The sequence below is a fragment of the Clostridium sp. D53t1_180928_C8 genome (assembly GCF_015667795.1).
Classification (GTDB): Bacteria; Bacillota; Clostridia; order Clostridiales; family Clostridiaceae; genus Clostridium.
This window is the reverse complement of the sequence record NZ_JADPEL010000011.1, coordinates 61,697-76,741: the sequence shown is the minus strand read 5'-3', so window position 1 is coordinate 76,741 and position 15,045 is coordinate 61,697. Positions and strand designations below refer to the sequence as shown.

Here is a 15,045-nt window from a genome sequence, read left to right as displayed (position 1 = left end):
TTAATAATTTTTTAACAAAATTCAAATAAAGTTTTAATTAAATAACTTTATTTATTAATAGTCGTGTGTTATTATGTACAATAAAGCAATAAAAGAAAATTTTGCAAAATGGAAAGGAAGATAATTTAAATGGAATTTAAATTTACTTTTGCTGATAAAGAATATATTTTAAATGAAGATAATCTTGATTATTTTGTTAATGATGAAGAAAATCCAATTAAAGGTATAGATGAGAAGAGAATAATAGAAATATTACATAATAGTGAAAATGTTGAATTTATAAAGGCATTTTTTGATTTTCCATGTGAAAACTGCAATGAAGGTGTGGAAGAAAAGAAAAAGTTTTTTGATTTTTTAGGATTTAATTTTTACATATATACTAAAAATCAAGAATATGTAGTAAGTACTTTAGATAAAGAGTATGAAGGTCTATCTTTTAAAAGATTAATGAAAAGTAGAAAAATAGATAATAGTTATATTGTAATGATAAATGTTTGTAAGCACTGTGGAAGTTATTCTATAGAAATTGAAGAATTTGAAGTTTAGTAAAAAAAGGCTAGTTATATATTATTAATAATATATAACTAGCCTTAAGTTTTTATGAAAAAAATACTATTATATGATATTTTCTTTATTTATGGTACAGTCTATATTAGTATTTAATATTGAATTAAATGATTTTCTTGTACATAAAAAAGAAATAAATAAACATCCAATTTCGCAGATAAGAGGGGATATCCAAATTCCTTTTCCTCCCAATAATAATATACAAAGAACCAATGAAATAATTATTAATATGAAGCCTCTTGATAAAGATATTATAGTTGCAAATAGTGGTTTTTCAATTGAAACACAAAAGCCAGAGCATAAAATATTAAAGCCTAATAATAGAAATGATGTAGAATATAATCTAAAGGCTAATATAGAATCTCTTATTAATTTAGAACTTCCATCAGTAATAAATAAGCTAACTATTTTTGGAGAAAATATTAAACATAATATAAAAATAGTTAAAGAAATTAAGGTAATTATTTTAAATGAAAGTTTAAGTAAATATTTAATTGAATTTATATCTTTTTTTCCGTAATAATAACTACATAAAGGTTGAACACCTTGAGTGGAACCTATCATAGTCATAAGAACTAAGGTAGATACATAGCAAATTATGCTATATGTAATAATACCATTTTCACCTATAACTAGTAATATACATTGATTAAAAATTAAAATCACTATTCCAGATGTTAATTCTGTTACTCCATCTGGAAAACCTATCTTAATAATTCTTTTTAGAATATTAAATGTTGGCTTGAATTTTACTAATTTTAATGTTGATTTTTTTCGTAAAAAATGACTAGCAAAAAATAAGAAAGATGCTATTTGTGAGATTCCAGTGGCAATAGCAGCTCCTTTTACGCCAAGTCCTAACTTTATTACAAAAATATAATCTAATATTATATTTGTAATAGCAGAAATAATAACGCCTATAATTGCAAGATGAGGAAAGCCATCAGCCTTAGTTAAAACTTCTAAACAATAGGAAACTATAAAAAATACATTGAATAATACAATTATACTTAAATAATCTCTTACTATTGTAAAGGTATTTTCAGTAGCACCAAGAAAATATGCTATATTGTCCATAAATAATAATGTAAAAATTAAAAGAATAAACGAAAAGACGAGCATAATTAGTAGATTATAAGAAAATATTTCTCGAGCTTTTTTTAGTTCTTTTTTGCCTAAATGAATAGATACTAATGTAGAAGTACCAGTTGCAAAAAATATTGAAGAGGCAAATATAAGATTAATAAATGGCATTGATAAATTTACACCAGCTAAAGCAGTAGCACCAACACCTCTTCCCACAAAGATACCATCAATAATGGTATAAATTGAATAAACCCACATAGCAGTAATAGATGGAATTAAATTTTTAAAATAACTTCTTTTTAATAGTTTGTCTTTAGAATTTTTCATAATAATCACTCCTATGTAAAAATATAACCGATATTAAAAGGTTTATCAAATAAAGAATTTATTTTTAAGAATTATATATAGAGGTTTGGTAGAAAATAATATAGAAGGGAGCGTGTCTTATATATGAGTACTGATAAATTAAAGGATAAAAAATATCAAAAAGGAGAGAGAAGACAAAAACTTCATCAAAATCAAGATAATGTAGGGAATGACAAAAATCCTAGTCAATATAAAAGTTTTGATGGAGAACCTCTTTAAATCAAATTCTCCTACAATACTACATAAATTTATATTTAAAGAGCTTAACTTGAGAGTTAGGCTCTTTTTTGATATCATAATAATGATAAAGTTTACAGGGAGGAAATATTCATGAAAAGAATTTTTAAAAAAGGGGTTATATTAATTGGAATAAGTGCTATGATTATTGGAATTGTAGGGTGCACAGATAAGAAAACTACAAATAATGATAATAATGAGGTTGTAGGTACAACTGTAGAATCACCAGGAGAATTACCAATAGCAACAATTGTAGTTAAAGATTTTGGAACTATAAAAGCAGAATTATATCCAGATAAAGCTCCAAATACAGTTAATAATTTTATATCTCTAGCTAATTCAGGTTTTTATGATGGATTAATATTTCATAGAGTAATTAAAGGGTTTATGAATCAAGGCGGAGATCCGGATGGAATAGGAACAGGTGGTCCAGGATATTCAATTAAAGGTGAATTTAGCAAAAATGGTTATACAAACAATGATTTAAAACATACAGCTGGTGTTTTATCAATGGCAAGATCAGGAGATCCAGATTCAGCAGGAAGTCAATTTTTCATAATGGCAGATACTGCAAAACATCTTGATGGTGAATACGCTGCTTTTGGAAAGGTAACTGAAGGTATGGATGTAGTAGAAGCTATTAATTCAGCTGAAACAGATAGAAATGATAAGCCTTTAAATGATGTAGTAATTGAAAGCATTACAGTTGATACAAAAGGTGTAAACTATAAAGAACCAGAAAAGGTAAACTAAATAAACTGCGAACTACAGTGAGAATGAAAAATGGAATATTACTTTTCCGGTAAGTGGTGAAATTTTCGCTTTGAATTTATATAATTAATTCCGTAAAATTTACTAAAGATTTTAAACTAGCTAGCGCGTCAAACAGTAAAATCTTCTTCACTATTTTTCTTATTTCCCCGACTTAAAGTTAACGACTCCTGCTATAAATTTGTAGCAGGAGTCGTTAACTTTAGAAAAATTCGGCTTAAATTGCAGACTTAAGCTTTAATTCGCACTTTTATTCAAGTATACTGAAAAGTATCTAGCTTATAAATATAGTGCTTCCAGAAGGGACATTATAATAAATCCATTTTGCATGCTTTGTAGCAAGTCTTACACAACCATCAGTTAATCTCATACCTAAACGAGAATCTCTTATACTACCATCTAAATTATAAGGAATTGAATGAAATAAATAATTATCTTTTATTTGTGTATAATATAGACATCTAAAACCACGAGCTTCTCCAAAAGAATACCCTTTAGGTCCTGCATAAAAAATACCTTTTATAGTAGGAGAACTAGGTCTTCCTACAGTACAAATAAAGCTATTTTCTAAATCCCAATAATGAGTAGTACCTTTAAATATATTTGTTTTAAAGTTTTCAGTATCAACCCATATAAAATATTTAGTTTTACTGGAAAAATCACTTTTGTTTATTTTCTCTAAAACATCATTAGTATAAGAACTAGGGGTTTTTAATGTATCTGATACAATTGTTAGATTTTGACGTGATGAGTGATATAAATTTCTAACTTTAGATATAAACTTCATAAAATATACTCCCAAAAAAGTTTTATAGTATATTTTACGGTTATAAAAAATAAATGTTAAATGTAATAATATTTATTTAAGGAGGGATTAGTTTTTTATGAACAATAGAAAAAGTCAAAAAGATAATAATTGGAGAATAGTTACAAGTACCTTTAGTGCAATAGTTTCAATTTTAATAATTATTTCGATAGTAGTTTCAATGGGAAACAAATTAATTATAAAGGACGAAAAAATAAAAATAATTGGAATGTCTTCAATGACAATATATAGGTATGAAGTACTAGAAATTGAATTGTTAGATGATATGCCTAAAAGTATAAAAAAATTAAAAGGTGGATTAGAATGTTATATTGGTTTATATAAACTTGATAATGGAGAAGACGCATATGTGTATAAAGAAAATCTGGAAGGGCCTTTTATAAAAATTAGTTGCAAGGATAAAAAAATATATATGTCCTTTAGTAAAGATGAGACGATAAAAACATATAATAAATTAATAGAATTTATTGTGAATAAATCGTGAAATCGTTTAAAAAAATTCTATGATAGTGTATAATTTTTTTATATGGGGGTGTGTTTATGAAAGTAATAAAAAAGGATGGTAGAATAGAAAATTTAGAAATTATTAAAATAAGAAGTAGTATATTAGGTGCATCCATAGATAGCGATACAATAATAAATGAATCTGATTTAAAGGTAATTAGTAATAGCGTGGTAAAAGTATTACAAGGAATAAGAGGTAATGATGGGATTACATCAACGTATGAAATTTTTGCAATAATCATAGAAACTCTTAATAAGGATGGATTTAATGATATCGCAATGTCTTATCTAGGAAATAAGAGCAAGAATGTCAGATAAAAATAGTTTGTAGCTTATAATATTAATTTTTAATTTCTATTATGAGTTACAATCTATTTTTTTGATAATAATATTATAGGAGGTGTAATAAATGAAAGTAATAAAAAAAGACGGAAGATTACAGGAATTAGATCCAAAAAAAATTGAAGTCAGCATATTAAACTCAACAAGAGATCAAAAGTCATTATTAAATGAGTCAGATGTAAAAATAATAGTAGAAGATGTGGTGAGTTGTATTAAGAGAATTAGAGGAGAAGAGTACAATACATCAAGTTATGAAATTACAGGAATAGTTATAAGTATATTAGCTAGAGATGGATTTGATGATGTAATTAGTTCATTTGTTGGATATAAAAAATAAATTTATACTTATATATCCTCATCGTACAATAGAAAGTTAGTATTTTTATGATGATATAATTCAATTATATGTTATAATAAAACAGAATTTTATTGTAAGGAATGGTGGAGGAGTTTATGTATAAATTAATAGCAATTGATATGGATGGAACACTTCTTAAAAGCGATAAGTCAGTTTCGGAAAGAACAAAAAAAGCTATAAAAGCTGCGAAAGATAAAGGTGTTCATGTTGTAATTGCAACAGGTAGACCAATTGATGGAGTAACAAGATATTTAGAAGAGCTTGACATGTTTGGAGAAAATGATTGCGTATTAAGCTATAATGGTGGACTAGTTTTAAAAACTAAAAGTAGAGAAGTGATTTCTAAAGTAGTATTAACAGGAACAGATTTACATTATTTACATAATCTAAGTAAGGAATTAGGTGTTAATATTCATGCCTTTTCAGAAGTACATGGATTAATAACTCCTAAAAATAGTAAGTACACAGAAGTGGAAGCAAACATAAATGGTATAAATATAGGAATAAATGATTATTCAGAAATAGAGGATGATCATTCTATAGTTAAGGTTATGATGATTGATGAGCCAGAAGTTTTACAAAAAGCTGTAGATAATTTACCAAAAGAGGTTTATGAAAAATATACTGTTGTTAGAAGTACACCATACTTTTTAGAGTTTTTAAATAAGGCTGTAAATAAGGGAACTGGTGTTGAATTATTAGCAAAGCATTTAGGAATAAAGCAAGAAGAAATAATGACTTTTGGTGATGCTGGAAATGATCTTGATATGATAGTATATGCTGGTATGGGTGTTGCAATGGCTAATGCATTTGATGAAGTAAAAGAAGCTGCAAATTATATTACGGATTCGAATGATGAAGATGGAGTTGCAACAGCAATAGAAAAGTTTGTACTTAAATAAAATATTAATTATAAAATAAAAGTCTGCTATAAAGCAGACTTTTATTTTATAATTAATATGGAATTGGTATTAAGTAGCCTACAAGTATAAGAATTAAATCCCACATAAAAATTCCTATAGAAGAATAAAAAAAGAATTCCTTAAATTTTATCTTAAATATTCCAGCTATAAGAGAAATAAAACTTCTTACAGGAGGAATAAATCTTCCTATTAAACAAGCTTTATTCCCATATTTCTGAGATATTTCCATTGTCTTATTAAAAGCTTTTTGAAGCTTAGGAAATTTATTGTAAAGATAATCATACAGTTTACTTCCGAACTTATAAGCTATTAAGTAGAAAAGAATATTACCTAAAATTGAAGCAGAAATAGTTAATAAAAATACATTAAAAAAGTTAAGGTCATTTATAGTTATAAAAATACCTATAGATGGTAATAGAATAGTAGAGGGAATACCACTTAAATTTAATGATTCTAAAAACATTATTATAAAAATAATAAATATACTATGATTACTTAGTATGGACAGTACTTCTTCTATATTCATTAGTTTTCTCCTTCAAGTAAAATTTAAGAATATTATATCATATAACTACTCACATACATTTATAAAACTGAAACTTTTGACATTAAATAGGCCCTTATCTGTAATTTTGATATCTGGTATTACAGGTAATGATAAAAATGATAATGATAAAAATGGATTAAATGTAATATCAGGAGCTATAATCTTTAAGGCGTAATGTAATTTGTTTAAGTCAGAAATAACCTCATTAGATTTTCTAGAAGTTATTATTCCACCTATTTCTAAAGAGATAGAGGCTAAAATAATTCCATCCTTAACAATAATTATTCCACCATTAATATTTTTTAATTCCTCAATTGCAAATAACATATCACTATCATTAGTACCACAAACAATTAAGTTATGAGAATCATGGGCTATAGTTGTTGCAATAGCTCCAGATTTAATATCCAATCCCTTTAAAACTCCAAGACCTACATTTCCAGTATTTTTATGACGTTCTATAACAGCTATTTTTAATAAATTATCACTTGTTGTACCGCTAACAAATTCTTCGTTAAGGTTTAATTTCTTTATATCAAGTCTTAAATGGTTACTTTCTAATTTATTTGGTATTAGCTCTATAACATTTAATATTGATTTGTTTTTTATATCTATTTTAAGAAGATCTTTTGTAAGCTTAGGTAATTTAATAGAATTATTTAAAGACTTAAGTGATGTAGAATTATTAGAGTTACTTACAGCATCTATAAGTTTATTATTAGATACTACTAATTTACCATTTTTATATACAGAGTTAATTTTAAATTCTTCAAGATTATCAAGAATAATAAAATCTGCGATATATGAAGGAGCTATAGCACCCTTATTATTTAATTTATAACATTCAGCAGTATTTAAGGTTGCCATTTGAATTGCAATTTCAGGAGCAAGTCCATTTTCTATGCACATTTTAATAGAAGTATCTATACTACCGTTTTTAGCTAAATCATCAATATGCTTATCATCAGTACATAAGCAAAGACGTCTACTATTAAATATGGAAGCACCTTTAATTAAATTATTTAAATTTTTTGCAACTGTTCCTTCTCTCATTAATACATATATTCCACGACGAACTCTGTCAACTAAATCAGTATAGGTTGTACATTCATGATCGGTTTTAATATTTGCTGTTGAATATACATTAACTTTATGCTCTGTTAATCCAGCACCATGTCCATCTATTATACAATTATTTGATATTGCATCGTAAAGTTTATTTATCATGTCATCATTGCAGTTTGCAACAGAAGGATAGTCCATAACTTCAGCAAGACCTAACACATTTGAGTTTGAGTAGAATGGTTTTAAATCATTACTATTTAGTATTGCACCTGAATTTTCAAATGATGTAGATGGGACACAAGAAGGAAGCATAAAATAAAAATCAAATGGAAGATTTTTAGAGGAATTTATCATAAATTCAATTCCAGCTTGTCCCATAACATTTGCTATTTCATGTGGATCTGTAATTAACGATGTAACACCATGTAATAATGCAGTTTTATAATACTCATTAGGAGTAAGCATAGATGATTCTATATGAGCATGAGAATCAATTAAACCTGGACAGATAAACTTACCGGTACCATCAATTTCTATTTTTCCAGTATATTCGCCAAGACCAACGATGAATCCATTTTTTACAGCTACATCGCATATAAAAGAATTGCATTGAAATACATCAATTACAGAAATGTTTTTAACAACTAAATCACAAGGAATATTTTTATTAGCTGCTTTAATATTATCAATAAGAACCTCTTTATTCATTTAATTAATCCACCTTTACAAACAATAATACAATTAACCTTCGTGGATTTTTTTCTTCATAGTTATATCATTTACGGTGATATAGTAGAGACGCTCAAACCATATTTTCGAGCTTATACGAAGGTTATTTTTATCATTATATGATTATTAGTTTTTAGTGTCAAAGAGAATTTGTGGAAATTAAAAATCTACAAAGATTAATATTAATAATAAATATTCTAAATTTGTAAAAAATATGATTTAATATGTATGTAAGGGGGGGATGCTATGCCAATAAAAATTCCAAGAGATTTACCTGCATTTAAGGTTTTATCTGATGAGAATATATTTGTAATGAATAATGAAAGAGCAGGGAAACAAGATATAAGACCATTAAAAATTGCAATATTAAATTTAATGCCCAAAAAAATTCAAACTGAAAATCAATTACTTAGGTATTTATCTAATACACCACTTCAAGTGGAAATAAAACTGCTACAAACTGAAAGTTATAGATCCACACATACATCTTTTGAACATATGGAAAGGTTTTATAGCTTTTTTAATGATATAAAGGAAGATAGATTTGATGGATTAGTAATTACAGGGGCACCAGTTGAGCAGTTAGAGTTTGAAGATGTTATGTATTGGAATGAGTTAAAAGAAATAATGGAGTGGAGTAAGAGCAATGTATTTTCTACTTTGCATATTTGTTGGGGAGCACAGGCTGGATTAAATTATCATTATGGAATTCCTAAATACCAATTAGATAAAAAAATGTTTGGTGTATTTAAGCATTATATAAATGATACAACGGCTGATCTTACGAGGGGGTTAGATGATGTGTTTTATGCTCCACATTCTAGACATACTGAAGTAAGAAGAGAAGATATAGAAAAGGTTTCTGAACTTGATATTTTATCAGAATCCGAAGAAGCCGGAGTATTTATAGTAGCCAATAAAAATAGAAGACAAATTTTTGTTAGTGGCCATTTAGAATATGAAAGAAATACATTAAGTGATGAGTATTTTAGGGATGTTAATAAAGGGTTAGGAATAGACATGCCTAAAAATTATTTTCCTGATAATGATTCAAATAGAGAACCCATGGTTACATGGAGAGGAAGTGCTAATGTAGTTTTTAGTAATTGGTTAAATTATTGTGTATATCAAAATACTCCGTATGACTTAGGTAAATTGTAGTTATAAATAGTATTTTAAGAGAAATACATGAAATTAAATTACTGAAAATGAAGAGGTTTTTTCTTATTAGTATTTGGTGAAAGGTGAGGTTAACCCCACCTTTTTATTATTTTATAAATAAAATAATAATTTGTACTACTAATATATTTAAGTATTAAAAGCATATATTAAGATAAATTTCAAGTCGTGTTTTTTTAGTTTTTATGTAGTATAATGAAAAAAGTTGCTAAGGTTTATGAATAAAAAAGCAAAAAAGGATAATATAGGAAAAACTATAAAATCTAAAGATATTTAAAGTGCTTGTAAGAAAAAATACAATAAATCCTTAAAAATAAGAAAAACAATATATTGTGTTTAAATTGAAAAGGTAGTACAATATGTTGTGTATTTAAGAGGATAGTATTAATATAAGCACTATTTTTTTGTGTAAATTATCAGAAAATTTAATTGCATAATATAAATTAAATTAAGCATTAATTTAAAGAAAAATAGTAAAAAAACATAAATTTTAAAGATTATTTAATATAATCACCTTCGGTATGTTATGAAAATAAATATCGATTAGTGTATAATTAGCCTTTAAATTAATGACTTATTTAATTGATAGTGAGTATTTAAAATATACTGAAGTTTAGGGAGTGGTATTATTGAAAGTTATTAAAAGGGATGGAAGTACAGTAGAATTTGATAAGAGTAAGATAAGGGAAGCGATTACCAAGTCTATGAAGAATGGAAGTGGAATATTATTGCCGGATATAGCAAGACTAATAGCTAATGATGCAGAAAAATATTTTAGTAAACAAGACGACATTGCGACTATTTATAAAATTGAAAGCTACGTATATGATAGATTAGTTCATTACGGACAAGCTGAAACGGCAAGAGCATACGAAGGTTATAGAGCTGTACAAGAGTTTAAGAGAAATACTAACACTACAGATGATAGTATATTAGAATTACTAAGTAAAAAGAATGAAGATGTAATGAAGGAAAATTCAAATAAAAATCCTGTTGTATCTGCAACTCAAAGAGACTTAATTGCAGGGGAAGTATCTAAAGATATTGCAAGAAGAAAGCTTATTCCTGCTCACATAGTTCAAGCACATGATGAAGGGGCAATTCATTGGCATGACATGGATTATACTATATCACCAATGTTTAACTGTTGCTTGATAAACTTAGAAGATATGTTTGTTAATGGAACTGTTATAAATGAAAAATTGGTTGAAGAGCCAAAAAGCTTTGGAACAGCTTGTACAGTAGCTACACAAATTATAGCTCAAGTTTCATCTAATCAATATGGTGGGCAAAGTATTACTATTAAGCATTTAGCAAAGTATCTTAAAGTAACTGAAGAAAAAGCATTTAAACACTATATGGAAATGCTTAATGATGAAGAACTTGCTAATAAGTTAGCCAAAGATATGAAGATGAAGGAGCTTAGAGATGGCGTTCAAACTATAAGATATCAATTATCTACATTGCAAACGACTAATGGTCAGGCACCTTTTTCTACAATTTATCTAGAAATAGAGGAAGGTCATCCTTATGAAGAAGAAATGGCCATGATTTGTGAGGAAATGATAAGACAAAGACTTGAAGGGATGAAAAACTACAAAGGTCAAGAAATTGGAGAAGCATTCCCAAAATTAGTTTATGTTTTAGATGAACATAATTGTCTTGAAGGTGGCAGATATGATTATATAACTAAGCTTGCAGCTAAATGTACAGCTAAGAGATTAGTTCCAGATTATCAAAGTGCTAAGATAATGAGAGAAAATTATGAAGGAAATACTTTCCCACCAATGGGATGTAGATCACACTTAAGCCCATGGAAAGATGGAGAAGGAAATTATAAGTGGTATGGTAGATTTAACCAGGGTGTGGTTAGCCTTAATTTACCACAAATTGCTATAATAGCAGATAGAGATATGGAAATGTTTTGGGAGATGCTAGATCAAAGATTAGAACTTTGTAAAAATGCATTATTAACTAGACACAAAATGTTGCTAGGAGTAACTTCAGATTCAAGTCCAATACATTGGCAACATGGTGCTATAGCAAGACTTGAAAAAGGTGAAAAGATAGATAAGTTATTAAAAGACGGATATTCTACTCTTTCACTTGGATATGTTGGTATAGCGGAAATGGTTCAGGCTATGCTTGGAGTGACTCATACTTCAGAAGATGGAGAAAAATTTGCTGTAGAAGTTATGAATCATATGAAAGAAAAATGTGATGAATGGAAAAAAGAAACTGGATTAGGATTTGGGCTATATGGTACTCCAGCTGAATCACTTATATATAGATTCTGTAGAATAGATAAAGCAAGATTTGGAGAAATACCAAATGTAACTGATAGATTATATTATACAAACTCATATCATGTTCATGTATGTGAAGAAATTGATGCATTCAGAAAGCTTAAATTTGAATCACAATTCCATAGCATAAGTAGTGGTGGTTGTATTTCTTATATAGAAGTACCAGATATGAATAAAAATGTTGAAGCTGTTGAAGATATAATTAACTTTATTTATCACAATATTCAATATGCAGAAATAAATACTAAATCTGACCTTTGTTATAAGTGTGGATTTAATGGAGAAATGAAATTAGATAAAGAAAGCTTAACTTGGCACTGTCCATCATGTGGGAATGATGATGAATCAGAATTACAAGTTATGCGTAGAACTTGTGGATATATAGGTTCTAGCTATTGGAATAAGGGAAGAACAGCAGAAATTGGAGACAGAGTTCTTCATTTATAAAATGTTTTAAGAAGTTAAGAGAAATCTTAACTTCTTAATTTTAAATGGGGTGTTTAAAATGAATTATGCTAAAATTAGAAAATTAGATGTTACAAACGGACCAGGGGTACGTACAACACTTTTTGTAAGTGGATGTACTCATAATTGTGAAGGATGCTTTAATAAAGAACAACAAGATTTTAATTATGGAAATGAGTTTACTAAAGAAACAGAAGATGAATTCATAGAGTATACTAAATCACGTCAAATTAAAGGCGTAAATATATTAGGTGGAGAGCCTATGCAGCAAATAATGGATAATACCTTATTAAATCTTTTAAAAAGAATAAAATCAGAAACTAATAAGCCTATATGGTTATGGTCTGGATATAAATATGAAGAAATTATAGAAAACCCTAAAAGGTTAGAAATTTTAAAAGAAATAGATGTTTTAATAGATGGCAAGTTTGAAAGTGATAAAAAGGATATAATGCTTAAATATAGAGGATCAGCTAATCAAAGAGTTATAGATGTGAAAAAAACATTAGAACAAGGAAATATAGTTGAAATATTATAATATAAAATTAATTGATTAAATCAGCCATAGTAAATAGTATTTTATTAAATACTATTTACTATGGCTGATTTAATTTCATCTTTAGCTGACTTAAGGATATAAGTAATTATACTTTAAATTTATTATAGATATAATCATCTACAAAAATAGAGAAAAGTGATAAAATAGAATGTGAAAAAATGGAAAGAAGGGCTTAGAAATGAAGAGATTAAAAAAATATATATTAATTTTAATCATGAGTTTAATTACTATTTTTATGTTAATAGGATGTGATAATGTAAAAATAAGTAGCAGTACGGATGTTAACATAGATGGTACTACTAGTACAACTTTAAGATTATATTATGATAATAATATTAACAAATTAGTTGAAAATAATTTATTATCTTATGCAATTGAAGAAGTTAATAAAACATCACAAGATAATATAGAATTTGGAGAAATAACAAAATCAAAAGATGGAGAGTTAAATGTTGAAGAAGTTGTAGTAACAACTACTAACAAAGTTAAAATAAATGATTTATCAGCAATGAGTAATGAGTATGTAAATGTTGAGGCTAATAAAGATAAGGGATTGTTTCTAGATACTTATAAAATAACAATTAGTTTAAAAAAGGATTTAGTAAATGAAATTAGTAATGCTATTAATAATAATATTAACAGCTATTTAGGTACTAGTTTAGCTTCTTTAATTGGTAAGAATGTAGCAAATATTGTTGGAGAAATACCAATTGATTTATCAATAACTATGCCCGTAAAAATAATAGAGAGTAATGCATCTAAAATAATTAATAAAAAAACTATTGATTATTCATATACAATAAGTAAATTAAATCAAAATAATAATATGATGTTAAGTTTTAAAGTGCCAAATTTTATTAATATAAGTATAGCAGTAATTTTTGCAATAATATTAATAATAGTGACAATATTATATTTTAAAAATAGAAAAAAGATATAAGTAAAAGTTAATTTACTAATAATTATGTAATAAAATCTATAAATACTATATGGAAATAATCTCTAGTTTGTTATAAACTATTTATGGATATTTTTAGACATAATTGGGGGATTAAATATGGAGAAGCAAGAAGTTAAGAAGGTTAAGGAGTATGGGGTAATAATTATAGGAGCATTATTATTTTGCTTTGGAATAAATACATTTATATCACCTTTAGGGTTATATAATGGTGGAGTGGTAGGTGTAGCTCAAATAATAAGAACTATTGTTGTTGAGTATATTCCAGCACTTAAAAATTTTGAAATAGCAGGTGTAATTAATTTTATTATAAACATACCATTATTACTTATAGCTTATAAAAGTATATCTAAAAAGTTTTTTATAAGAACTGTAGTAAGCGTAATTGCTCAAACTATATTCTTTACTGTAATTAAAATTCCTACATTACCAATAATAGATGATCAGCTTGCAGCATGTCTTATTGGAGGAATAATAACAGGAGCAGGAATAGGAATAACATTAAAAGCTGGAGGATCTGGTGGAGGAATAGATATATTAGGGGTATATTTTACACAAAAATATAAGAACTTTAGTGTAGGAAAGTTAGGAATAATAATAAATGCTATAATTTATGGAGTTTGTGCAATTTTATTTGAATTACCTACTGCAATATATTCAGTTATTTATACAACATTCTTTTCATTAATAGTAGATAAAATTCATTATCAGAATATAAATACTACTGCTATGATTTTTACTAAGAAGAAAAATATTGAGCTTAGAATAATGAATGAGATGGCAAGGGGGGTAACTTGCTGGAAGGGTGAAGGCGCTTATACTGGTGAAGAAACTAAGATATTAGTAACTGTAATTTCTAAATATGAAATAAATCAATTAAAAAGAATAGTTTTAGAAAAAGATCCTAAAGCATTTATTATATTTAATGAAGGATTAAATGTTACAGGAAATTTTGAGAAAAGGCTTTAAAGAATTATAAAGGTATTTATGTAGTAGTACATAAATGCCTTTTTTTATAGTGTTAATTAATAAGTATTTTAATTAAAAGTATACATAACTAATTATAATGTTGAATATAGTATAATATCCTAATATAATAATGAAAATTTAATTTATATAGATAAATAAAAAAATATATAAGTAATCTAAAAGTGCTAATAATAAGGTTGACTTATAAAATCTATATAATTTATTTTTTATTAAAGCGGGATGATTCAAAATTAAATAAGGTTAATTAATATAAATACTGTAATTTAA

At 26.6% G+C, this 15,045-nt stretch carries 16 protein-coding genes and 1 riboswitch; of the genes, 12 read left to right on the top strand and 4 right to left on the bottom strand.

Annotated features, from left to right (window positions below; all coding sequences use genetic code 11):
- The first annotated feature begins 129 nt into the window (after positions 1–129).
- Positions 130–546, top strand: coding sequence for a DUF3785 family protein (locus tag I4V51_RS09595; RefSeq protein ID WP_195988219.1), 417 nt, complete (start codon positions 130–132; stop codon positions 544–546).
- Between the two features lie 69 nt (positions 547–615).
- On the opposite strand, the gene I4V51_RS09590 is transcribed toward I4V51_RS09595, so the two are convergent.
- Positions 616–1,980, bottom strand: coding sequence for an MATE family efflux transporter (locus tag I4V51_RS09590; RefSeq protein WP_195988218.1), 1,365 nt, complete (start codon positions 1,978–1,980; stop codon positions 616–618).
- A gap of 123 nt (positions 1,981–2,103) precedes the next feature.
- On the opposite strand from I4V51_RS09590, the gene I4V51_RS21385 reads away from it, so the two are divergent.
- Positions 2,104–2,238, top strand: coding sequence for a clostri-philic family protein (locus I4V51_RS21385; RefSeq protein WP_260458116.1), 135 nt, complete (start codon positions 2,104–2,106; stop codon positions 2,236–2,238).
- A 111-nt stretch (positions 2,239–2,349) separates the two neighbouring features.
- Entirely contained in the window at positions 2,350–3,009 is a 660-nt protein-coding gene (locus tag I4V51_RS09585) for a peptidylprolyl isomerase (RefSeq protein ID WP_195988217.1), read from the top strand.
- 292 nt (positions 3,010–3,301) lie between these two features.
- Here I4V51_RS09585 and I4V51_RS09580 read toward each other — a convergent pair whose 3' ends face one another.
- Positions 3,302–3,814: a L,D-transpeptidase gene (locus I4V51_RS09580; protein WP_195988216.1), complete on the bottom strand. Its 513-nt coding sequence runs from the start codon at positions 3,812–3,814 to the stop codon at positions 3,302–3,304.
- 97 nt (positions 3,815–3,911) lie between these two features.
- On the opposite strand from I4V51_RS09580, the gene I4V51_RS09575 reads away from it, so the two are divergent.
- The 4 genes from I4V51_RS09575 (at position 3,912) to yidA (ending at position 5,959) form a co-directional block, all read left to right on the top strand.
- Positions 3,912–4,337: a hypothetical protein gene (locus tag I4V51_RS09575; protein WP_195988215.1), complete on the top strand. Its 426-nt coding sequence runs from the start codon at positions 3,912–3,914 to the stop codon at positions 4,335–4,337.
- A 56-nt stretch (positions 4,338–4,393) separates the two neighbouring features.
- Positions 4,394–4,675, top strand: coding sequence for an ATP cone domain-containing protein (locus tag I4V51_RS09570; protein WP_195988214.1), 282 nt, complete (start codon positions 4,394–4,396; stop codon positions 4,673–4,675).
- Between the two features lie 91 nt (positions 4,676–4,766).
- Entirely contained in the window at positions 4,767–5,036 is a 270-nt protein-coding gene (locus tag I4V51_RS09565) for an ATP cone domain-containing protein (RefSeq protein ID WP_195988213.1), read from the top strand.
- A 116-nt stretch (positions 5,037–5,152) separates the two neighbouring features.
- Positions 5,153–5,959: a sugar-phosphatase gene (gene yidA, locus I4V51_RS09560; protein WP_195988212.1), complete on the top strand. Its 807-nt coding sequence runs from the start codon at positions 5,153–5,155 to the stop codon at positions 5,957–5,959.
- A 52-nt stretch (positions 5,960–6,011) separates the two neighbouring features.
- On the opposite strand, the gene I4V51_RS09555 is transcribed toward yidA, so the two are convergent.
- Positions 6,012–6,506: a VTT domain-containing protein gene (locus I4V51_RS09555; protein ID WP_195988211.1), complete on the bottom strand. Its 495-nt coding sequence runs from the start codon at positions 6,504–6,506 to the stop codon at positions 6,012–6,014.
- 45 nt (positions 6,507–6,551) lie between these two features.
- On the bottom strand, positions 6,552–8,300 hold the full coding sequence (gene ade / locus I4V51_RS09550) for an adenine deaminase (protein ID WP_195988210.1): 1,749 nt from the start codon (positions 8,298–8,300) through the stop codon (positions 6,552–6,554).
- A gap of 39 nt (positions 8,301–8,339) precedes the next feature.
- A riboswitch (purine riboswitch) is annotated at positions 8,340–8,441 on the bottom strand.
- 126 nt (positions 8,442–8,567) lie between these two features.
- Between ade and metA the strand changes: the two genes are divergently transcribed.
- The 5 genes from metA to I4V51_RS09525 all read left to right on the top strand — a co-directional run bounded on the left by metA (position 8,568) and on the right by I4V51_RS09525 (position 14,757).
- Positions 8,568–9,482, top strand: a complete 915-nt coding sequence (metA, locus tag I4V51_RS09545; protein WP_195988209.1) for a homoserine O-succinyltransferase — start codon at positions 8,568–8,570, stop codon at positions 9,480–9,482.
- Between the two features lie 647 nt (positions 9,483–10,129).
- A complete protein-coding gene (gene nrdD, locus I4V51_RS09540; protein WP_195988208.1) occupies positions 10,130–12,253 on the top strand; it encodes an anaerobic ribonucleoside-triphosphate reductase in 2,124 nt (707 codons plus the stop codon).
- A gap of 58 nt (positions 12,254–12,311) precedes the next feature.
- Complete coding sequence (nrdG, locus tag I4V51_RS09535) at positions 12,312–12,809, top strand: anaerobic ribonucleoside-triphosphate reductase activating protein (protein ID WP_195988207.1); 498 nt, start codon at positions 12,312–12,314, stop codon at positions 12,807–12,809.
- A 199-nt stretch (positions 12,810–13,008) separates the two neighbouring features.
- Positions 13,009–13,770, top strand: a complete 762-nt coding sequence (locus I4V51_RS09530) for a hypothetical protein (protein ID WP_195988206.1) — start codon at positions 13,009–13,011, stop codon at positions 13,768–13,770.
- Positions 13,771–13,887: 117 nt separating this feature from the next.
- Complete coding sequence (locus I4V51_RS09525) at positions 13,888–14,757, top strand: YitT family protein (protein WP_195988205.1); 870 nt, start codon at positions 13,888–13,890, stop codon at positions 14,755–14,757.
- Positions 14,758–15,045: the final 288 nt, after the last annotated feature.